Source organism: Clostridium kluyveri, assembly GCF_001902295.1.
Classification (GTDB): Bacteria; Bacillota; Clostridia; order Clostridiales; family Clostridiaceae; genus Clostridium_B; species Clostridium_B kluyveri_B.
The window spans coordinates 929,446-950,549 of sequence record NZ_CP018335.1 but is presented as its reverse complement, the minus strand read 5'-3'; the positions used below and the strand labels follow the sequence as shown (position 1 = coordinate 950,549).

The following is a 21,104-nucleotide window of genomic DNA, read 5'->3' as shown; positions in this document are numbered from 1 at the left end:
CTAAATAGGACTAGACTATCTTGTTTCATGTAAAAATTTATAAACCGTAGTCAATATTAATCTAGGTAATATATTAAAAGAATAGGGTTTACATACTCTTTCCGTCCATTTATGAGCATCTTTACCATAGCATCCATAATTAACTGAGGGTATATCCAATTTCTTTATATTATCCACAGGTATATTATATATTTCCTTCCAATTAGGAAAATTATCCATTAAATTTTTCAAAGAATTAAAATTATCATCTATCTTTAAGTAACTGCTATCTGATAAACTGGGAAAAAACTGCAGTATTTTGAATTCCTCATTACTTTTCCTAGAGATCTCCTCTACGCATTCTTCTATTTTTTCTATAACATTACGTTCATTCTTATCTTTAATTTTTAAAGTATTATGTGGACAATAGGGTGGAGCGAAGAATATTACAATGGAAGGCTCTCTATTATTGCTTAACCTCCAAAGTTTTTCTACTATATTAAGACAAATTTCCCTTCTATCCATACCCTGTTTGGTTAAAGTTTTAGTTAAATTACTTATTTCCTCATCTACTTTACATCCATGCCCATTTTTTACTTCCTCATATAATTCTTTATAAGTAATTACATTACTTTTCCATGGTAAAGGACTATATTCTTCCTTTGTTAATTTGCAAAACTTTTCATATTCTGTATTAACCTTAGAAATAACTTCACCAAAGGATTTTTCTGCTATGTTTTTTAAATTATTTATTATTTTATTCACAGAAGAGTTGTGTACAAAATAATTGAAATAAATAAATGTAGCAAAAGCTTCTATAATGCCCGTATGCTGATTTTCCTCTACAGGATTTGCCATAAACAAAATATTCCCACTAAAATTCTTAATATTTTTGCTCAGCTCTTTAAGAATCACAAGATGAACAGCCACTCCACTTTTCATATCTGCAGCTCCTCTGCCAAATATCCAATCTCCGCTATGTAAATCATTTTTTATTTCTTTTGGTAAATCTAGTTCCTTCAATTTTTCATTCAGACTTTTACTGTCAAAAGCATATTCTGCCAGTCCTCCAAAATTTTCTATACCCACAGTATCCACATGCCCGTGTAAAATTACAGTTTTATTTGAAAATCCTCCTTCTCCTCTTAATAACGCAAAAACATTAACTCTTCTATAAGGATCCTCATTAAGAGAAACTTGAAAAGTGTACTCTTTATGTTCTTTAAAATATTCTATATTGTTTATGTACTCACTTATTCTATTACATATATTTCTTTCTCCTATAGAATTATTAATACTTGGTATATTAATCAATTCTATAGTTAACTTTTCTATTTCCTCAAATAAATCCTCCAATTAAAAACCTCCTTACTTTTAAAACATTTGTATTTATATAGATCTTTAAACAAATTTTCTTTTAAATATAGTATTTACTCCAGCATTCTTTTACTAACATTTGTAATATGCCACTTCATGTTATATGAAGCTTTTCTATAATCACAATCTTTTATGGCCTTCAATATTTTCTCATGTTCCTCCAGAGCAATTTGTGCATATCTTTTTAAACTTCCTGACAGTATTAAATACCTCTGTACAATAGTATTTATATTCTTTACCATTTCATACATCCATTTATTCCTTGTAAATTCCGCCATACTTACATGAAATTTATACTCCAAATCTATAAATAGTTCATAATTCTCATTCTGACAAGCTTCTATTTGATCTTTTAACATTCTATCTAGTTCTTTTATTTGTTTTTCAGTTATGTTAAATTGTAGCTGTTTAATTACAGCAACTTCCAGAGATTCACGAACAACTGTAATATTATCTATATCATTTTTATCAATGCTGGAAACAATAACATTTCTTGAAGAATTTATAGTAACTAAGTGTTCATAAGCGAGCATTTTCAATGCACTTCTTAAAGGAGTTCTGCTAATAGCAAGTTGTTTTGCTAATCTTTCTTCAATTAATAATTCCCCAGGCTTAAATTTATTAGACATAATAGCATCTTTAATTGCATCATAAGCTTTTTGTGTCAAAGAAACCTTATCTCCTATTTTGGGTAATATATTCATTTTATCCTCCTTAAATAACCGGACACCTCTATATATCTATATCTTTTCCTTCATATATGCTGTTCACGATATATTCCATATGTTCTCTAGTTACTAAAATAGGATTTACCCTAGTTGATCCTAATAAACTATTATCAACTAAAAGATGAAAATCCTTTTTAAAATTTTCCTCTAATATACCGGCTTCTTTAAAAGACAGGGGAATATTTAATTCTCTCTTAAGTTCTTTTACTGCCTCTATTATATCTTCTCTATCAATTATCTTTGAAAGATACTTTAACTTTTCCGCTACTAACTTATTTCTCGAATTATACTGTAGTACATAAGGTAAAACAATAGCATTAGCAAGGCCATGAGCCATATTATACCTGCCGCCGAAAGCATGAGAAATTCCATGTACCATTCCTAATCCCACATTAGAAAAAGCACAACCTGCCATACACTGAAAATTGTGAACTTTTTCTCTACTTACTATATCTTTATCTTTATAAGAATATGGTAAATATTTAAAGAGCCCCTCTACAGCACCTTTTGCCATAACTTCAGTAAAGTCATCTAAAGCATTGTTTGTATAACATTCCAGAGCATGGGTTAAAGCATCCATTCCCGTTTCAGCTGCTATATTATCTGGCATAGTCATTGTTAAATTTGGATCCAGTATAGCTACATCTGGTATTAGTGCTCCACATTTTATGCCTATTTTTAAATTTTTTTCTTTAAATGTAATAACAGATACTTTTGTAACTTCTGTACCCGTACCAGAAGTAGAAGGTACAGCTACAAATTTAACTTTACTTCTATATTCAGGCAGCTTGTTTTCTAACACATTACTAAAATTTATATCCTCATATTCATAAAATAACGTTATAATTTTTGCAGCATCTATAGAAGATCCTCCACCTATAGATATTATAATATCCGGCTTAAATTCTTTTACCCTTTCAAGGCCATTTAATACTGTTTTCGTATCCGGATTCTTAGTAATACCACTGTATATAAAAACCTCTCTATTGGCTTTCTCTATCATATCCTTCACCATAGAAATAACTCCGCTTTTAATCATAGACTGTCCACCAGTTATAATAAAAGCTTTCTTAAACTCCAGGTTCTTTATATACTCCAAAGACCCTTTTCCTATAATAATAGAAGTACCATGAAATACTAATTGTTTCATTTTATTTATCCACCTTTCTAAAGTAATCTATCAAGTAATTCTTAGGTTCAGGTGGAGTTTGCTTATGAGAACTGCTTTTCTCCAACTGAACCTTAGAAGAACTTATCCAGGCGCGTAGCACTGCTTATCCCCCACTTTGATAGAAGATGGGGGGGTTAGCAATGGTAGCGATCTGATAAAAGTAAACTATACCAAATCCTTTACTTTCCAATTTTGATTTATATATTTTAGTAATTTAAAATTATATATTTAGTTATTATGATAAATTATTAATATTAGAATAGATTATATAGGAATATTTTAAAAAAATAAAGCAAATTTTCATATTTTATTTGTATTATAAATTAATATTCAAAGAAATATAGACAAAATACTTCATAACATCTTAAAAGCATTTATAATTTAATAAAAATAATATTTATTTATAAATATTATTGTAATTTCATATGCTATATGCTAATATATTAGCAATAATTTCTTAATTATCTATTAATTTTAGTAAATGATTAAGTTGTTTTGTTTTTAATTGTATACAAATACAAATACATTGGGCCCAAAATACTTGAATAACTTGACAAACTAAAAATAAATGGGGAGGCTTATACATGAAAAGTTTAAAATCAAAATTCGCAGCGGCCATATGCGGTACCTGTATTATAGTTTTATTTTTCTCTATAATTATATCCTATGCTATATCATATAATGCTTTAAATAAACAAATTACAGATAAAACACTTATTACATCCCAAAAATACTCTGAAATTATAAATAGCTGGTTAAGTGTACAGGGGAAATTTTTAGAGGATATTGCAGACGACCTAGAGACCAATCCAGACTTTAACAAAGAAGACGTAATATCATATATGACCCACAAAGCTAAAACTAATTCATACGTTACAGATGTATATATAGGTTTTTCAAGTAAAGATTTTTGGGATGGTTCAGGCTGGATACCCCCTGAAGGATACGACTGTACAGTAAGAGACTGGTATAAAAAAACTATAAAAAATAACAAATTAACTTATTCCGCTCCTTATCTTGATGCAATAACCAAGAAAATGATAATAACTATTGGAAAACCCTTATCCCGAGATGGACAAGTTGTTGGAGTGGTGGGAACTGATATATATATAGATACGGTTACAAAAATTATCGAAAAAGCTAAGCCCGTAAACAACAGTTATGCCTATTTGTTTGATGATGAAAACAATATTATAGTACATCCTAATAAATCATTTAAACCTACTGAAAAAGAACTAAAAAATATCAATAAAGTTATGGAAGGTAGTTATAAACAAATACTTAATAACAGTAAAGGAAGTACGGGAATAATTTTAACAGACTATGATAAAGCAAAAAGATATTTCGCCTCAGCTGAAGTATCATCCTCAAAATGGACAGTAGGCTTTGCCATTCCAACTATTGAATTTAAGAAACCCTTAAATAACTTAATATATGCATATATAGCAATAGCTTTAATTTTTGTAATTATATCTATAATATTTTCCTTAGCTTTTGGAAATAAGATAACAAAGCCTTTAATAGAATTATCAAAAATAGTAAATAAGACCAAAGATCTGGATTTATCTCCTAGCGGTATTGATTATAATTATGTCTTAAAATATAAAGACGAAGTTGGTACAATAGGAATTTCTATAAGAAAATTAAGAGAACAACTTAAAAATATAATTATATCTTTAAAGAATAATTCTGATGAAGTCCACAGTCAGTCGGAAAATGTATCTTCCTCCATAAATAAAACATTTAAAACAATAAAAGAAATTACCAATTCCATGGAAGCAGTGGCAAAAGGTTCTACAGACCAGGCACAAGAAGTATCTCTAGGGCTTGAAAAATTAAATGTTTTATCAAATAAAATAGATAAGGTTACAAAAAATTCTGCAGAAGTCATTGAGTACTCTAAAACCACAGAAAAAATCAATAAGGATGTGTCCTCTGCAGTACGAGAACTTTATTCAAAACTTAACGAAAGAAGTAATGCTGCAAGAAAAGTTTCAGAAAATATATCAATTTTATCAGATAAATCAGACTCAATCGGAAACATAGTACAGACTATAGAATCCATAGCAAAACAAACCAATCTGCTTGCGTTAAACGCTGCCATTGAAGCAGCCAGTGCTGGGGCATCTGGAAAAGGATTTGCTGTTGTTGCAGAGGAAATCAGAAAATTGGCAGAACAGACCTCCAATTCAACTCAGGAAATAAGTGATATGGTAAATGAAATTCAAATTCAAATTAACAATACCAAGGCCAATATGGATAAAACACAGGAGATGGGTAAAACTGCCAATACTTCCATGGTTCAGTCAGAAAAACATTTTGAAACTATGAATACATCTATAAACAACATGATATCTATAATAACTGAACTGAACAGTGAAATTACAGAGATAAATAAAGATAAAAACAGCGTTATAACCTCAATTGAGAATATATCTGCTATATCACAGGAATCCGCTGCAGCATCTGAAGAGGTTTCTGCTTCAATCAAAGAACAGGAGATATCCTTTGAAGTAATAAATACCAGTACTCAAAAGCTTAAGTCTATTGTGACTGAATTAAATGAACTAGTTCATAGATTTAAAATTTCTTAATAATTTAAAGCATATTATTATATTCATCAAAACACAAAATGGTATAACCTTGTTAAAATCATGGTTATACTATTTTTTCTTATTTGTCTGCAGCATTTCATGGCACTTTTGACAGGGAAATTTATTTAATATACAAATATCCATATTGCAATTATTTACTTTTTCAATATATTCTGCTCCCCATTCTATAATCTGAACCATTATTGGAATAAAGCTTTTGCCGATCTCAGTAAGAGAATATTCCACCTTTGGTGGTACCTCCCTATACACCTTTCTATTAACAAGTTTATCCCGTTCCAGTTCTCTCAATTGTTGTGTAAGTACACCTCTCGAAATTGTAGCCATCAATTTCTGTAATTCATTAAAACGTCTTGTCTTGCCTTTAAGAACCCACAAAATCGATAATTTCCATTTTCCCATCAATATATTTTGAGCTACAGATACCGGACAAAATTTAATTTCATCATTCATCAATACCCTATCCTTTCTCAATAGTCTATTTTTTATGACTATGTAATATAAATATGCGTACTTGTATTATATAACATACGTATTATACTAATAATAAGAAAAAAAATCAAGGAGGTATATATAATGGAAGAGGTAATAAAAATTTTTAAAGAAAATGGATATGGATTTCTAGCTACAGTAGAAGATGGAAAACCTAGGGTTAGACCCTTTGGTTTCATGTTTTATGAAAATGGCAAACTTTATTTTTGCACCAGTAATACAAAAAAGGTGTATAAACAATTAATTGAAACTCCCTATGTAGAGTACAGTGCCACTTCTAAAGATATGGTTACGGCAAGAATAAATGGTGAAATTGTATTTACAGAAGATATAGATAAAAAGCAAAAAGTATTGGATTCATCAGAACTTGTGAAAAGCTTGTATAAATCAACTGATAATCCTATCTTTAAAGTATTTTACATTGAACATGGCGCAGCATCAATTTCACATTTAACAGGAGAGCCCCCTAAAGAAATAAAATTTTAAAATTATATATCTGAAAATGAAATAATTCTTAAGTTTAGGTGGAATCTGCCTATAAGAAGTGCTTTTTTCCACCTGAACTTAAGAATCACTTCATTTCAAACGAAAACAAATTTATCCCATAGATATACTATCAGAGAACATTCTCTTAAAAAGTATTATAACCTTAACCATTTAGCTCAATTAAGATGGCATAGCCATCTGTTATTTGAATCCTAGTTATACTGCAATTATCTATGTGGAAATGCCATGCCCCCGCTATTTCCATGCCAAGCAAATGCGCTATAATACTTCTTATTAATCCTGCATGGGTTACAATTAGAACAGTACCTTGTTGCTTTTTATTAATTATTTCATCAACAAAATTTACTGCCCTTTTGTGCATATCCAGAGCACTTTCTCCCCCTGGGAAAATAAACCCTCCCCAATCTTTCATCCACAATTTATAATCTTGTGGATATTTTTCTTTAATCTCTTGAAAAGAAAGGTTATCCCATAACCCAAAATTAGTCTCCTTTAATTCACTGTCATAGATTATATCTTCACTGATAATTTCAGCAGTTTCTCTTGCCCTTTTAAGAGGGCTGGATATTACAACATCAAAACTAATATGTTTTAATTTATCTCTTGCTTTTTCAGCCTGGCTAATTCCATATTTATTAAGCTCTACATCTGTCCATCCCAAGTATTTTCCATTTTTATTACTGTCAGTTTCACCATGTCTTACCATAACTAACTCCAACATTATAAATTCCCCCCATAATTCAAAATAATATATGAAATCATTATAAAAAGTGTCTGATTTAATTCACATACTGCACCCAGTACATCACCTGTGGCACCATTTATCTTCCTACTTAAAAATTTGATAAGTATTATTGCCGTGGCAATTGGAAAAAACATAATTATATATCCCCTATATAAGTTTGTTAGGTAAAATATTATTAAATATAATATTACTCCCATCACCAGTTCTTTAATTCCACAATAGTCAATAAATGACTTTCCCATACCTTCACCGCTTCTTGCATATTTAGACAAACTGGCAGCAATTATAGAGCCAACCCTACCTGCAACAGGAAAAAGAATAAGTATTTTAACCATATATAAAGAATTAATTTCAGATAAAATAACTGAATTAAGAATTAAAAGTGACACTATAGCAAGTACGGCATTTGTTCCCACCCTGCTATCTCTCATGATTTCAAGTATTCTATCCTTTGTCCTATTTGAAAATATCCCATCAAAAGTATCTCCTAAACCATCTAAATGAATCCCCCCCGTAAGAAAAATATATTCTATTAATACCAATGTGGTACTAATCTTTACAGAAAATACATGGAGTAAAATTATATAAGAAATGCCCATTATTATTCCTATAATTAATCCTACCACCGGTATAAATGCCAATGCTTTTCCAAAATCCTCACTGCCAATATCACTTTCAGATTTAATAGGTATTGAAGTAAAAAATTGAATCATTAGAATTAATCTTTTTAAAAATACCACTCTTATCATCCCCAACTTTTATCCAAAAATTACACCACTTTATTTAATTTTTAGAGGTATACCGGAAATACAAAAATACACTTCCTCTGCTTCTTTTGCTATCATCTGATTTACACTGCCTGCCAAATCTCTAAATATCCTCCCCAGAGGATATTCTGGCACTAGTGCCATTCCCACTTCATTGGTAACCATAATAAAAGGCATAGATGCCTCTTTTGAAATATTTATAATTTCTGATACTTCTGCCTTAATATATTTTTCAATTTCTAATGCTCTGGCAGTTGTAGTTTTTTCAGTATCTTCACATTTTTCTAACAATAAATTTGAAACCAAATTTGTTATACAATCCAAAAGCACTCCCGACTTTCCATTTAACATAGGTATTAATTTACTATGAAAATCTTTATAGGCTTCTAAAGTCTCCCAGCTTTCTGGTCTTCTTTCTACATGTTTTTTTATCCTGAGCTTCATTTCCTCATCAAAAGGAATAGAAGTAGCCACATATAAAATGTCACCTTTAAGTTCTTTTGCCAGTTTTTCTGCGTAAGAACTCTTCCCACTTCTTGCACCGCCTGTTATAAGAATCAACTTTCCCATTACTACCATCCTTTACAGTTATGTATTTTGAAAGAACACTAACTCAAAAATTTTCTGATTATCTCATGGCTACATACCCATCTTCTTCAAAACGGAGAATAATCACTATAATTCTGAACTGTAATTGTGCATTGTGAACTGTGAATTGTGCATTGTAAATGGTAAACTCCTACAATACATATCCTCTTGGAGTTATGATTTTATCTTCTTTTATAAATGTATTACTATTTCCAATAATCACTATAGACAACATGTCAACTTCATTGTCACTAAAAGTATCTAAAGTAAACAATTTCACTTTTTCCCCATGTCGTAAAGCATTTTTCACTACACCTACTGGTATATTTCCATCTCTGTATTTTCTTATTAAGTCGGTACACTCTCTTAAATAGTTCGGTCTTCCATTGCTCCTGGGATTATAAAATGATATCACAAAATCACCCTGCGCTGCAAGTTCAACTCTTTTTTTTATTAAATCATAGGGTGTCATTAAATCACTTAAACTTATATTGCAGCTGTCATGCATAAGTGGAGAACCTAATAATGAAGCTGCTGCCGTAGCTGCCGTTACACCCGGTATAATTTCTACTGTCTCCTTTTCCTGCTTCATCTCTAAAATCAAACCAGCCATACCATATATTCCTGCATCACCTGTGCTTATTATTGAAACTACTTTATTATGGGATAACTCCAAAGCTTTTTTACACCTCTCCACTTCAGCCTTCATTCCTGTTGCAAATATTTCTTTTCCTCTAATTAAAGTGTCAACTAACTTAATATATTTTGTATATCCAACAATAACTTCACTTTCCTCTATAACCTGCTTTGCCCTTAAGGTCATATGTTCTATGCCTCCAGGTCCAATTCCTACTACATATAATTTGCCCAAATTTTCCTCCCCCTCAATAGAGCTTTTTATCCTTTATATATTTAACCACTTCTTCCTCATTATAAAAAATATTTTGATATACTTTCTTTTTTCTTTCAATTATGAAAATATATATATCTTTATATAAGGCCGCTTCAATTTTTTCCTCTGTTCCCCCTTGAATTCCGCTATCTTTTAAAATTATTGCCTTTGCATTATACTGCTCTATAAACCCTAAATTAAGCTTATATCCTATAGGACCTTTTATGGCAATAATATCTTCTGTGTTTATGCCTAATTTAAAGCACTGTTTCATTACCTCTACAGAAGGTAGAATTCTATGAACAATCCTATTTAAAATACCTGAACATATAAATTTATCTACATTCTTACTTCCTGTAGTATTTAAAATAGTAGCATTCTTATTATGAAGTTCTTTAATACTTTTTATCTTATCTATCAGTTCCTGATAGTCTTTAACAAAGATTACCTTATCTTTATTTTTATATTTATCACATACAGAAGCTCTCTCATATCTTAGATATTTTATATTTAACTCCTCACATAACTTCTCACAGTTACAAGATATTTCTACAGCATAGGGATGAGATGCATCCACTAAAACTGATATATTATTCTTTAGGAACATTTGTCTTAATTCATCAAAGCTCAGCGGCTTTGTATTTAGAAACTTATATTTATATTCATTAAATAATTCACCGCCATAAATTGTAGCTGTTGAAATCAAAATATTGTCAGTAAATCTATTTAATCCTCCAACTATATTTTTTCCTTCAGAAGTTCCTAGTATGAGGCCAATCATTTACTTTCACCTTTTCTAAACATGTGTGTAAAACTTTTATCATAAAGTAAACTTTTCTTATATTCACAATCTATAAAATCCCCCACAAGTATTTGTGCACATTTTGTAATATTAGCCTCCTTTACTTTTTCACATATATCATCAAGAGTCCCAATTATAGCTCTTTCATCCTCCCAGGAGGCCCTTTCAACTACCGCAATTGGTACATTCCTTCCATATCCTTTTTTCAGCCTTTCCACCACCTTGTCAATCATACCAACCGACAAAAATATAGCCATGGATGCTCCAATACCAGCTAATTTTTCTATATCTTCTTTTCCTGGTACCGGCGTCCTTCCTTCTATCCTTGTAAGAATTACAGTCTGACTTACCTCCGGCAAAGTAAATTCTTTTTTTATAACTGCAGCTGCTGCTGTAAAAGAACTCACCCCTGGGATAATTTCATATTTAATATTTTTTTTATCCAACTCATCCATCTGTTCTTTAATGGCACCATAAATGGAAGGGTCTCCTGTGTGAAGTCTTACTGTTAGCTTATTCTCCTTTTCAGCCTTTTCTATTACACAAAGTACCTGTTCTAAATTCATAGAAGCTGAATTATATATGCTTGTCCCTTCTCTGCAAAAATCCATATGATCACTACTTACTAAGGAACCTGCATATATAACTACATCTGCCTTTTTTAAAATTTCTCTTCCCTTCACTGTAATTAAATCCACATCCCCAGGTCCTGCTCCGATAAAATAAACCATATTAAACTCCTCCTCTCATTTTCTATGAGCTATTATTATAGACATATACTCTTTTTCATTTAATATTTCATCCCTATTTCGTGTAATTTTCTGTCCTTCCCTGCCAGCTTTTTTTACACATACATAGGTAAATTCCCTTTCTTCCAAATAATTTATTATCTCTTCTTCCCTTTTGTAAACTTTCATTATTACAACATTTTTTTCATCCTTTATAGCATCCAGCCTGTTCCCGGGAACTATTAAAAGTGGTTCATCCCCTATAACTAAAGCTTCCTTTGCCACACTGGCACAGGCACAAAAAGATGTAATTCCAGGAATTGTTTCCGTATCATATCCTTTTTCTTCAATATATTTTAACAAATAAATGTAAGTACTATATATGAGAGGATCTCCAATGGTTAAAAAGGCTACATTTTTTCCTTCTTGTATTTTTTGCTCTATAACCTGAAAAGCTTCATATATTTTTCCTTCCTGCTGTTCTCCCCCCATTGGAAAATGCTTTACTATTATCTCTGAGCTTTCTCTTATAAACTGTTTTGCCGTATCAAGTGCAATACTCCTGCCGCCTGCCATGGAACTTGGTGCCACTATAACCTGGCACTTTTCTATTACATTTAATGCCTTTAATGTTAATAATTCACTATCACCTGGTCCTACTCCTACTCCATATAATTTAGCCATATTATAACCTCCATTATTTTTTTCCACTTAATATATAAATTGAGTTATTGGAAAATAACATATAACCTTTATTTTTTGTTTTGCTTATTCCTACCTGGGTGCATTCTGTTTCAAATTCCAGTGCTTTTAGAGCTTCCATAGCCTTATATAGATTGTCGATAGTTATAAAATTCATTACCATCTTTCCACCCTTTTTCAGCTTCAAAGAGTATCTTCTAATTATTTCTTCAATATTTCCCCCACTTCCACCAATAAAAATAGCATCAAATAATTTTTCTATGTCAGGTTCTACCTGAAGTGCCTCTCCTTTTACTATATAAAGATTGTCTGCCTCAAATTTCTTTTTATTTTTCTCAAGTATTTCAAGTGCTTCCTTATCCCTCTCCACAGCTATTACCTTACCTAAGGGGCTGCATTTACTCATTTGTATACTGAGTGAACCTGTTCCTGCACCAATATCCAGTAAAATATCCTTATCTTTGATTTCCATTTTTGCTATACTTAATATTCTAATTTCTTCCTTTGTCATAGGGCAATTTCCCCTTACAAATTCTTCATCTTTTATATATATCATGCTAAGTCATCTCCATTTTCAATAACTACTACGCATAAACTGCTGTAATTTTTTTTGTGAATTTCCTCTGCAGTTCCCTTTGAAATTTTCTCATCTTCATAAGACAGATTTTCACCTACATATACCTGGGCGTTAATATGGTTTTTTATTAATTCACTACAGATATAATTAGGAGTGTTGTTTTTATCTGTAAGCCATACGGTCAGTTTATTATTTTTAACCCTCTCAATTAATTTCTCCTCTCTTCCATGAAGACTGTATAATCTTGCATGCTGCCATGACTTACCCACCTTTGACATTAAATACTGGAAAGAACTTATACCTGAAATTACTTCAAACTCCCCATGAAAATTTCTATTAAAATAATCTGTTATACCATAAAAACAAGGATCTCCTGAAGCTGCAACAGATATATTCTTATCCCTGTTATGCTTTATAAATTCAAGTATCTTAGAAAATGAATCAACTACAATTTTTTTCTGATTTATATAATCAAGACTTTTTATAGCTCTTTCAAAACCAATAACTACATCGGAATTTTTCATAGTCTTTTCTGCCTTAGGTATTATATAATCCGCCGCACCAGGCCCAATGCCAACAATATACACCATAATGTTTATTCTCTCACTTTCTTCCATCCCACAAAACTCCACTTGCCATACAGTACATAATTGCCTCAGCTTCTAAAGTTCCATAGGTAAATTGTTCTATTCTTTTTATTATTTTAATTCCAATTTTTTCATATATATCTCTATACTCAGGGCTTATAATTTTTACTGCCCCCTCTGTGGTTTTCTCATTATATACAGCCTCTACAATTTTTTTATCTGCTCCCATAAGTGCAAGTTCAAGAGCCAGAACCTCCATTCTTACATCACATACCCTGCTGTGGGTATTAAAACACCCTGCAGCAACTTTGGAAAGTTTCCCAATATGTCCCACTATCAGTATTTTCCTTATATTATTTTCCACACAACAATTTAAAGCAAATCCAATATAATTGGATATTATTACGGATTTTTTCATATCAAGTCCAAGTTCTTTTGCCTTATCCTCTCCCATATTTCCAAATAGGAGTATTAAATCTTTATGGCCACTTGCAACTTTTTGAGAAATTTCAAGTTTTATTGATTCCTTTAGTGCCTCTTCTGACATAGGTACTACTATCCCTGTGGTGCCTAAAATAGATATGCCGCCTATTATATTTAATCTTGGATTAAATGTTTTTTCTGCAATTTTTTCACCCTTTGGAACAAATATGGTTATGGTAACCCCTTTTCCCTGGGGCAGAACTTTCCTTACTTCTTTTTCAATCATAACTCTAGGAACAGGATTTATGGCAAAGTCACCTTTTTTAACATATAATCCTTCACCTTGAACTATTCCCACCCCAACACCAGCCTTTAAGCTGTATTCTCTATTACTTTTTTCAGCTCTTGCCCATATTTCAATTCCATTTGTCACATCAGGATCATCTCCACCGTCTTTTATTATACAGCATTCCACGTAATTTAGTCCTCTCTTCACACTTTCAATATGCAAGTTAAGTTCAATATTTTTAGGTGTATCTATGTCTATATAATCTAAATCCGTTTGTGAATAAAGCATTTTTGCAGCAGCCTTTGCAGCAGCTGCAGCACAGGAACCTGTTGTATAACCGCATCTTAATTTTTTTCCTTCACAATTTACATATAGTTTAAGCATCCTTACACTCCCTATTCCCTATTTATAAGCATATATAAAAGTGAATTGACAATTGCCGCCGCTACTGTGCTGCCTCCTTTTCTCCCTCTTACCGTAATCATTGGCAAAGGCAACTTTTCGAAATCTTCTTTTGATTGCGCCGCACCAACAAAGCCCACAGGAGCAGCTATTACAAAATCCGGTTTACACCTGTCTTCTTCCACTAACTCCTTCAGCTTATATAATGCAGTTGGAGCATTTCCAAATACGAAAAAATTTATTCCTTCCCCTGAAGCCTTTTCTATTGACACCATAGAGCGGGTTATACCTTTTTGTTTTGCAATTTGGCTTATTTCATCACTTCCCACATAGGAAACTACTGTACAATTTAAAGCCTTCAGTGCCTTTTTATTTATTCCCGCCAAGATCATATTTGTATCTGTGTAAATTGTAGTTCCCCCTTTTTTTAGCAGTTCTAGTGCAGCATCTATTGCTCCCGGTCTAATATATAATAAATCCTTATATTCAAAATCAGCAGTAGTATGTATTACTCTCTTTATTATTAAAAGTTCCTTATCAGTAAAATTATTAGCCCCTAATTCTTCCTCAATAATTTCAAAACTCTTTTTTTCAATCATCATAGGATTTTTAATATAATCCATAAAAATGTCACTTCCTTTTTATTAAAATGTACCTAAGTAGTTAAATGCTTTATAAAATCTACATTTCCGAAAAAATGTACATGGGCATAGGCTGCCAGAGTATTATTTTTCAAGTAACCACATTTCCATTTTTTTTGTTCTCCGCTATATGTGTCTTTAATTAATTTATATATTCTTCTCTCCCCTGTTTTTATATACGACTTATGAAATTCATGACAATTTATTTTTATGCCTTTAGGTATTATATAATTATCAACTTCCACTTCAATTTCTGCATATCCAAAATTATAAAGTTTTGTACCCATATAAGCACTTCCCTTTAAAAATCCTACCATATTCTTATGTTCTATACTGTCCATTAAATACATAAGTCCCCCGCACTCTGCATAACATTTTGTCCCTTTGTTTAATGCATTATTTATGCTGCAGAGCAAAGTTTTATTACTGCTTAATTCTTCCCTGAATATTTCAGGATAACCACCTCCTAAATATAAAAAATCTATATTCTCCGGTAATGCTTTATCCTTTAAAGGGCTAAAATATTGAACTTCTCCTAATTCTTCTAATAATTCTAAGTTCTCTTTATAGTAAAAACTAAAAGCTTTATCTTTTGCCACAGCAATTTTTAGTTTTCTGTTTTCTAAATGATAAGAATCTTCAAACTTTTGTGTTTCTGAAAAACACCTTAATAATTCATCAATTTGTACATATTTTTCAAGCAATTCACTGCATTTTTGGATTTTTTCATCCAAGTCTTTTACTTCACTGCTCTGAACAAGCCCTAAATGCCTACTTTTTAAATTTAGGCTTTCATCTTTAGGAAGGTATCCAAATACCTTAACTTTTCCAGAAAAATTTTTTTCAATTATAGTCTTTAAGAGTTTATAGTAATTTTCATTTATATTATTTAAAATAATTCCTGCCACATCTATTTGTTCAAAATCTATAAGGCCGCTTATTTCTGCACACAATGTAACACTTTGGGCCTTAGGTGTGAGAACTAATATAAGCGGAAGCTTTAAAAGTTTACTTACAGCCGCTGTAGAGTATTCCGAAGTTATTCCTTTACCGTCATATAGACCCATTACACCTTCAACTATTCCATATTGTCCCTCACCTCTTGCATAGGAAGCTTTTAATCCTTTTTCACCCATTAAATATAAATCTAAATTTCTGGAGGCCTTTTTTGTAATATGTTCATGAAATGCCGTATCTATATAATCCGGACCCACTTTATATCCTTGCACTGAAATGCCTCTATTTATAAGGGCTTTCATAAGTCCCAAAGTTACCGTGGTTTTTCCACCTCCGCTGCTATTAGATGATATAATTATGCTTTTCATATTGCTACCTCATAACTTTACTTTCAATGTTTAACAGTTCATATATTTTTTCCATATCCAAATTAGACCTTACAATATGAGCTAATTTGTCAATTTCCACATCCCTTAAGTTTTCATACACCCTTGCCTCTCTCTTTTTTAGTCCCTTCCTATCCCTCAACAAATTAACTATATACTGTCTAAGCTCAGCTCCGTCAAAAATTCCATGAATGTATGTGCCCATAACATTTCCACTGGAGTTAACAGCTCCGTCCTTTAAGCTAACTTCTTGTCCATTTTTATCAGTTATTTCAATGAGAGGCTTTGCATTTTCACCATAATTACATATGCCCATATGGATTTCATAGCCATAGATATTAATCTTTTCAGACAGCCCACAAACTGTACCATTAACTCTTGTTGTTACTTTTTCTTTTTCAAAGACGGTACTTACATCTAAAACGCCAATACCTTCCACACTTTTAAGCTTTGTCTCCACTCCATAAGGGTCCTCTATAGACTTACCTAACATTTGATATCCTCCGCACAATCCAATAATAAGTCCATTTTTACTTGAATATTTCTTTATTTCATTTTCTATGCCTATTTTCCTTATGTAAAGTAAATCACCTATGGTATTTTTACTTCCTGGTATTATAATCAAATCTGGATTTCCAAAATTATCTGCACTTGTTATATAACGCAGGGATACATCTTCTTCAATTTTTAGCGCATCAATATCTGTAAAATTAGAGATATGAGGCAGTCTTATAACGGCTATATCAATGGGTGCATTAATTTTAGTATTAAACTCAACTGCACCATCTTCGTCTTCTAAAGCCAATCTGAAATATGGAACTACTCCCATACAAGGCACTGTTATTTTTTCTTCCAGCATTGATAGTCCAGGCTTTAATATTTCCACATCTCCTCTGAACTTATTGATAATAGTTCCCTTCACCCGTTTTTTTTCATTTTCATTTAAAAGCAGCATAGTACCTGCCAGGGAAGCAAATACTCCTCCTCTATCTATATCTCCTACTAAAATTACAGGAGCATCCACCATTTCTGCCAGCCCCATATTAACAATATCATTATCTCTTAAGTTTATTTCGGCAGGGCTCCCTGCTCCTTCAATTACAACTATATCAAAGTTATCCTCTAGTTTTTTAAAATCCTCTTTTAGCATGGGTGCAAATTTTTTCTTCATATCATAATATTCCTGGGCACTGGAATTACAATACACCTCACCATTTACAATAACCTGACAGTTTTTATCTGTAGTAGGTTTTAAAAGTATGGGATTCATATAAGCTTCCGGTTCCAAACCTGACGCATAAGCCTGCAGTACCTGTGCCCTTCCCATCTCCTTACCATCCAGTGTAATATAGGAATTCAATGACATATTTTGGGACTTATAAGGACAGACTTTAAACCCATCCTGCTTAAAAATCCTGCATAAAGCCGTAACAATTATACTTTTACCAACAGAAGAAGCCGTTCCCTGAATCATAATTTTTGACATTCATATTCCTCCTCTTTTTTATGAGATGTATAATCATACTTTGAATCTATAATGTCTTGTATATGTTCTATGTAAATATTTTGAAATTCTTCGATTTCTCCAAGCCCATGGATATAAGTTTCTACATTAAATCCAAGTCTCATTAAAATATTTTTCCAGGATTCCTCTTCTTCCCCCGCCATATCTACTAGGGCGTGATTTCCTGCCACCAACATCAGTGGAATTAATGTAATTTTTTTATCTGCTTCTTTCTCAAAAACAAAATTTTTATTAATATGCTGTACTACATTATCGAAATCCGGGTAGCCTTCTACATTAGCAATAAAACAATTATTAAATCCATTTTCTCTTAAAACAAGCTGCAGACAGGAATAACAGGCATTAGCCCAGTGGGTACTGCCATGACCCATTAATATGCTTAATGTACCTTTTGGGAGTATTTTTTTAATTGCAGCTACCATCACATCATAATCATCTGGAATTTCTTCATTTATTCCTTTATAAAATAATACAGGTCTACCTATTTTTATTTCTTTAAAACTTTTATTATATTTTTGGACTATCCTTACAATGAATTCATACTCTTCTCCAGGTATTATATGAAGCGGCTGCACAATTACTTTTTCAAAACCCTCATTTTTTAATTTTTCCAGAGCTTCTCCAGGTGTATCTACTATTACTTTATCTCTTGTTTTTAATACGTTTATTATTTTATAAGCCGTAAATGCCCTTCTGATTTCATAATCGCTAAATCTTTTTCTTATTTTATCTTCAATAACATCAATTGTAAGTTTTCTTGTACTTTCATAAGTTGTTCCAAAACTAACAACTAAAATTGCCTTTTTCACATAATCACTTCCTAATCTTTATTGTACCTTAACTCTATAAGCTTATTAATCATGCCGTCCGTTGTAAATTCATCACTGATAAACCCAGATATATTGTGATTTTCTAGTTCCTTATAAGTAATGGGACCTATGGCTATATTGATTTTTTCACGAAGCTTATCCAAGCCTACAATATTTATCATATTTTTCACTGTAGAAGGGCTGGTTAAAAATACAACATCCACCTCATCAAAGGCTTTTTTATTGGATATGTCACCCTGCACCGGTTCATAAATATAAACTTCATCTACTATACAGCCAAAATCAATTAAACTTTGGGCTACTTTTCTTCTAGAATGTTTTGAACAAGGTATTAATATTCTGTCAGATTTTTTTACTTTCTTCATAAGTTCTTCCTTCAAGCTTTCACTTACAAATTCTTTAGCCCTGATATCTGCATATATGCCTCTTTCCATTAAAGCCTTTTCCGTAGCAGTGCCGATTACTGCAAATTTCCCTTTTATATTTCTAACATCATACCTTTTTTCTTTTAAATAATTTAAAAATATATTTACACTATTTACACTGCTCATAACTATAAAATCATAAGTATTGAGTCTATCTAAATACTGTTTCATATTTTCAGTGGTACTTAAAATCTTTATTGCATTAATTTCCGTAACTTCTGCACCTAATTTAAGAAGCTTGTTTTTAACCTCATAAGCTTGTTCTCTGCTCCTTGTAATACATACATTAGTACCAGATAATTTCATTTTATTATACCAATTCAAAGTTTTACTGAAAGATACTACTTCCCCCACCACAATAATACAAGGTGCCTTAAGCTTTTCATCTTGTGCCTTTTGTGTTATATTTATCAAATTTCCTATTACCATTTTTTGTTTTGAAGTGGTTCCCCTCATTATCACTCCTGCAGGTGTATTCTCGCTTTTTCCGTTTTTTATAAGGTTTTTAGATATTTCTTCTATATGTTCCATACCCATAAGAAAAATCAAAGTTCCTGATAATTTTGAAATATATTCCCATTGAAGACTTAGTCCCTCTCTGCTCATACCCGTAAAAACATGAAAACTCCTGGCAATTCCCCTATGAGTAACAGGAATTCCTGCATAATTTAAAACAGCTATGGCAGATGTAATTCCAGGAATACTCTCAAAGGAAATCCCCTCCTCACTCAGTCTAATGCCCTCTTCTCCTCCTCTTCCAAATACATAAGGATCTCCACCTTTTATTCTTCCTACTGTATGACCTTCCCTTGCAAGCTTAACAAGCATATTGTTTATTTCATTTTGAGATTTATAATGGCATCCTGGTTCTTTTCCACAATAAAATATTTTACAGTCCTTATTTAAATATTTAAGTAAGCCCTCTCCTGAAAGCCTATCATATAGTACTGCCGTACATTCCTTCAAAACTCTTATTGCTTTTAGTGTAACTAATTCCTCATTTCCAGGTCCTGCACCTATTAAGTATACTTTTCCCATAGATTCCCTATCTCCTTTCATTACACACAGCTTCGTATGATCTTCTCTCCTAATCTCTCTCCTAGGCTAATATAATCCCACTTACTGCCGCAGATATCTTTTTTTATGAGTTCAGTACCAATTTGAAAAATGCCAGTTATATTAAGAGTTTCACCTTCAATTATGGAATATGCCCCTACAGGCGTATGACAATCTCCCCCTAACTTTTTCAAAAAACTTCTCTCTGCTTCAACACCTATTCTTACATCTTCATTATCAATCTTTTTTAAGACACTTGCATATTCACTGCTTTTTAAAGCTTCTACTCCTATTGCTCCCTGAGCAACTGCCGGAACAAACTTGAGAGGATCAAAATATTCCGTTATAACCTCTGTCATGTTTAATCTTTTAACTCCAGCTGCTGCAAGCACTATACCATCTAATTTTTGTTCATGCATTTTTCTTATTCTGGTTTCTATATTTCCCCTTACAGGTACTATTTTTATATCATCTCTCAAACTTTTTATTTGAACTGCCCTCCTGTTACTGCTGGTGCCTATTACTGCACCTTTAGGAAGCTCCGAAAATTTCATGCCTTCCCGGGATATAAAAACATCTCTCACATCTTCTCTTACTGGCATTGCAATTATTTCAAATAAATCTAATAATTCATTTGGCATATCTTTCATGCTGTGTACTGCTGCCTCAGCACGCTTTTCCATTAATGCCTTTTCAATATCTTTTACAAAAAGGCCTTTCCCTCCAATCTTATCAAGAGATACATTAAGTTTTCTGTCGCCTTCTGTTTTTATTAAAACTTTTTCACATTCAATTCCAAAATTTTCAGTTAATAAGTTTATTATATATTCAGTTTGTACTAATGCCAGCCTACTTTTTCTCGTAGCAATTTTAAAACTCAAATTAATACCCTCATCTTTCATTTATTATTTTCAGA

Annotated in this window: 22 protein-coding genes; 2 read left to right on the top strand and 20 right to left on the bottom strand. The window is 31.8% G+C overall.

Features of this window, described 5'->3' with window-relative positions; translation table 11 throughout:
* Positions 1–15 precede the first annotated feature (15 nt).
* The 3 genes from BS101_RS04910 to BS101_RS04900 form a co-directional block, all read right to left on the bottom strand.
* Positions 16–1,335, bottom strand: a complete 1,320-nt coding sequence (locus BS101_RS04910) for a M20/M25/M40 family metallo-hydrolase (protein ID WP_073537811.1) — start codon at positions 1,333–1,335, stop codon at positions 16–18.
* A 74-nt stretch (positions 1,336–1,409) separates the two neighbouring features.
* Positions 1,410–2,060 (bottom strand): GntR family transcriptional regulator, encoded by a 651-nt coding sequence (locus BS101_RS04905; RefSeq protein WP_073537810.1) that lies wholly within the window; start codon positions 2,058–2,060, stop codon positions 1,410–1,412.
* Between the two features lie 28 nt (positions 2,061–2,088).
* Positions 2,089–3,234 (bottom strand): iron-containing alcohol dehydrogenase, encoded by a 1,146-nt coding sequence (locus BS101_RS04900; protein ID WP_073537809.1) that lies wholly within the window; start codon positions 3,232–3,234, stop codon positions 2,089–2,091.
* Between the two features lie 605 nt (positions 3,235–3,839).
* Here BS101_RS04900 and BS101_RS04895 point away from each other — a divergent pair.
* Entirely contained in the window at positions 3,840–5,849 is a 2,010-nt protein-coding gene (locus tag BS101_RS04895; RefSeq protein ID WP_073537808.1) for a methyl-accepting chemotaxis protein, read from the top strand.
* A gap of 69 nt (positions 5,850–5,918) precedes the next feature.
* On the opposite strand, the gene BS101_RS04890 is transcribed toward BS101_RS04895, so the two are convergent.
* Positions 5,919–6,320, bottom strand: coding sequence for a winged helix-turn-helix transcriptional regulator (locus BS101_RS04890; RefSeq protein WP_073537807.1), 402 nt, complete (start codon positions 6,318–6,320; stop codon positions 5,919–5,921).
* Positions 6,321–6,443: 123 nt separating this feature from the next.
* Here BS101_RS04890 and BS101_RS04885 point away from each other — a divergent pair, with 123 nt between their 5' ends.
* Positions 6,444–6,845, top strand: a complete 402-nt coding sequence (locus BS101_RS04885) for a pyridoxamine 5'-phosphate oxidase family protein (RefSeq protein WP_073537806.1) — start codon at positions 6,444–6,446, stop codon at positions 6,843–6,845.
* Positions 6,846–7,008: 163 nt separating this feature from the next.
* On the opposite strand, the gene cobC is transcribed toward BS101_RS04885, so the two are convergent.
* From cobC to hemC, 16 genes are all read right to left on the bottom strand, one after another.
* Complete coding sequence (cobC, locus tag BS101_RS04880; protein WP_073537805.1) at positions 7,009–7,587, bottom strand: alpha-ribazole phosphatase; 579 nt, start codon at positions 7,585–7,587, stop codon at positions 7,009–7,011.
* Positions 7,587–8,351 carry an adenosylcobinamide-GDP ribazoletransferase gene (cobS, locus tag BS101_RS04875; protein ID WP_073537804.1) on the bottom strand — a complete coding sequence of 255 codons (765 nt, stop codon included), beginning with the start codon at positions 8,349–8,351 and terminating at the stop codon, positions 7,587–7,589. The genes cobC and cobS overlap by 1 nt, the downstream gene beginning before the upstream one ends.
* 39 nt (positions 8,352–8,390) lie before the next feature.
* Entirely contained in the window at positions 8,391–8,948 is a 558-nt protein-coding gene (cobU, locus tag BS101_RS04870; protein WP_073537803.1) for a bifunctional adenosylcobinamide kinase/adenosylcobinamide-phosphate guanylyltransferase, read from the bottom strand.
* A 169-nt stretch (positions 8,949–9,117) separates the two neighbouring features.
* Positions 9,118–9,837, bottom strand: coding sequence for a precorrin-3B C(17)-methyltransferase (gene cobJ / locus BS101_RS04865; protein WP_073537802.1), 720 nt, complete (start codon positions 9,835–9,837; stop codon positions 9,118–9,120).
* 13 nt (positions 9,838–9,850) lie between these two features.
* On the bottom strand, positions 9,851–10,639 hold the full coding sequence (locus BS101_RS04860; RefSeq protein ID WP_073537801.1) for a cobalt-precorrin-6A reductase: 789 nt from the start codon (positions 10,637–10,639) through the stop codon (positions 9,851–9,853).
* Positions 10,636–11,391, bottom strand: a complete 756-nt coding sequence (gene cobM, locus BS101_RS04855; protein ID WP_073537800.1) for a precorrin-4 C(11)-methyltransferase — start codon at positions 11,389–11,391, stop codon at positions 10,636–10,638. Before cobM ends, BS101_RS04860 begins: the two co-directional genes overlap by 4 nt.
* A gap of 15 nt (positions 11,392–11,406) precedes the next feature.
* A complete protein-coding gene (locus tag BS101_RS04850) occupies positions 11,407–12,072 on the bottom strand; it encodes a cobalt-factor II C(20)-methyltransferase (protein ID WP_073537799.1) in 666 nt (221 codons plus the stop codon).
* Between the two features lie 13 nt (positions 12,073–12,085).
* On the bottom strand, positions 12,086–12,646 hold the full coding sequence (cbiT, locus tag BS101_RS04845; RefSeq protein WP_073537798.1) for a precorrin-6Y C5,15-methyltransferase (decarboxylating) subunit CbiT: 561 nt from the start codon (positions 12,644–12,646) through the stop codon (positions 12,086–12,088).
* Positions 12,643–13,257, bottom strand: coding sequence for a precorrin-6y C5,15-methyltransferase (decarboxylating) subunit CbiE (gene cbiE / locus BS101_RS04840; RefSeq protein WP_073541134.1), 615 nt, complete (start codon positions 13,255–13,257; stop codon positions 12,643–12,645). The genes cbiT and cbiE overlap by 4 nt, the downstream gene beginning before the upstream one ends.
* 13 nt (positions 13,258–13,270) lie before the next feature.
* Positions 13,271–14,350 carry a cobalt-precorrin-5B (C(1))-methyltransferase CbiD gene (gene cbiD / locus BS101_RS04835; RefSeq protein WP_073537797.1) on the bottom strand — a complete coding sequence of 360 codons (1,080 nt, stop codon included), beginning with the start codon at positions 14,348–14,350 and terminating at the stop codon, positions 13,271–13,273.
* Positions 14,351–14,361: 11 nt separating this feature from the next.
* Positions 14,362–14,991: a precorrin-8X methylmutase gene (locus BS101_RS04830; RefSeq protein WP_073537796.1), complete on the bottom strand. Its 630-nt coding sequence runs from the start codon at positions 14,989–14,991 to the stop codon at positions 14,362–14,364.
* Between the two features lie 32 nt (positions 14,992–15,023).
* A complete protein-coding gene (locus BS101_RS04825; protein ID WP_073537795.1) occupies positions 15,024–16,334 on the bottom strand; it encodes a cobyrinate a,c-diamide synthase in 1,311 nt (436 codons plus the stop codon).
* Between the two features lie 4 nt (positions 16,335–16,338).
* A complete protein-coding gene (locus tag BS101_RS04820; protein WP_073537794.1) occupies positions 16,339–17,838 on the bottom strand; it encodes a cobyric acid synthase in 1,500 nt (499 codons plus the stop codon).
* Positions 17,823–18,686, bottom strand: a complete 864-nt coding sequence (locus tag BS101_RS04815; RefSeq protein WP_073537793.1) for a sirohydrochlorin cobaltochelatase — start codon at positions 18,684–18,686, stop codon at positions 17,823–17,825. Before BS101_RS04815 ends, BS101_RS04820 begins: the two co-directional genes overlap by 16 nt.
* Positions 18,687–18,697: 11 nt before the next feature.
* The gene (gene cobA / locus BS101_RS04810; RefSeq protein WP_073541132.1) at positions 18,698–20,170 is read right to left on the bottom strand and encodes a uroporphyrinogen-III C-methyltransferase; all 1,473 of its coding nucleotides are present in this window, start codon (positions 20,168–20,170) and stop codon (positions 18,698–18,700) included.
* 20 nt (positions 20,171–20,190) lie between these two features.
* Positions 20,191–21,069, bottom strand: coding sequence for a hydroxymethylbilane synthase (gene hemC, locus BS101_RS04805; protein WP_156876009.1), 879 nt, complete (start codon positions 21,067–21,069; stop codon positions 20,191–20,193).
* Between the last annotated feature and the right edge of the window lie 35 nt (positions 21,070–21,104).

Coding starts and splice junctions, on each gene's coding strand:
- BS101_RS04905 (WP_073537810.1), bottom strand. CDS start 2,060: ATGAATATATTACCCAAAATAGGAGATAAGGTTTCTTTGACACAAAAA.
- BS101_RS04900 (WP_073537809.1), bottom strand. CDS start 3,234: ATGAAACAATTAGTATTTCATGGTACTTCTATTATTATAGGAAAAGGG.
- BS101_RS04895 (WP_073537808.1), top strand. CDS start 3,840: ATGAAAAGTTTAAAATCAAAATTCGCAGCGGCCATATGCGGTACCTGT.
- BS101_RS04890 (WP_073537807.1), bottom strand. CDS start 6,320: ATGAATGATGAAATTAAATTTTGTCCGGTATCTGTAGCTCAAAATATA.
- BS101_RS04885 (WP_073537806.1), top strand. CDS start 6,444: ATGGAAGAGGTAATAAAAATTTTTAAAGAAAATGGATATGGATTTCTA.
- cobC (WP_073537805.1), bottom strand. CDS start 7,587: ATGTTGGAGTTAGTTATGGTAAGACATGGTGAAACTGACAGTAATAAA.
- cobU (WP_073537803.1), bottom strand. CDS start 8,948: ATGGGAAAGTTGATTCTTATAACAGGCGGTGCAAGAAGTGGGAAGAGT.
- BS101_RS04860 (WP_073537801.1), bottom strand. CDS start 10,639: ATGATTGGCCTCATACTAGGAACTTCTGAAGGAAAAAATATAGTTGGA.
- cobM (WP_073537800.1), bottom strand. CDS start 11,391: ATGGTTTATTTTATCGGAGCAGGACCTGGGGATGTGGATTTAATTACA.
- BS101_RS04850 (WP_073537799.1), bottom strand. CDS start 12,072: ATGGCTAAATTATATGGAGTAGGAGTAGGACCAGGTGATAGTGAATTA.
- cbiT (WP_073537798.1), bottom strand. CDS start 12,646: ATGATATATATAAAAGATGAAGAATTTGTAAGGGGAAATTGCCCTATG.
- cbiE (WP_073541134.1), bottom strand. CDS start 13,257: ATGGTGTATATTGTTGGCATTGGGCCTGGTGCGGCGGATTATATAATA.
- cbiD (WP_073537797.1), bottom strand. CDS start 14,350: ATGCTTAAACTATATGTAAATTGTGAAGGAAAAAAATTAAGATGCGGT.
- BS101_RS04830 (WP_073537796.1), bottom strand. CDS start 14,991: ATGGATTATATTAAAAATCCTATGATGATTGAAAAAAAGAGTTTTGAA.
- BS101_RS04825 (WP_073537795.1), bottom strand. CDS start 16,334: ATGAAAAGCATAATTATATCATCTAATAGCAGCGGAGGTGGAAAAACC.
- BS101_RS04820 (WP_073537794.1), bottom strand. CDS start 17,838: ATGTCAAAAATTATGATTCAGGGAACGGCTTCTTCTGTTGGTAAAAGT.
- cobA (WP_073541132.1), bottom strand. CDS start 20,170: ATGGGAAAAGTATACTTAATAGGTGCAGGACCTGGAAATGAGGAATTA.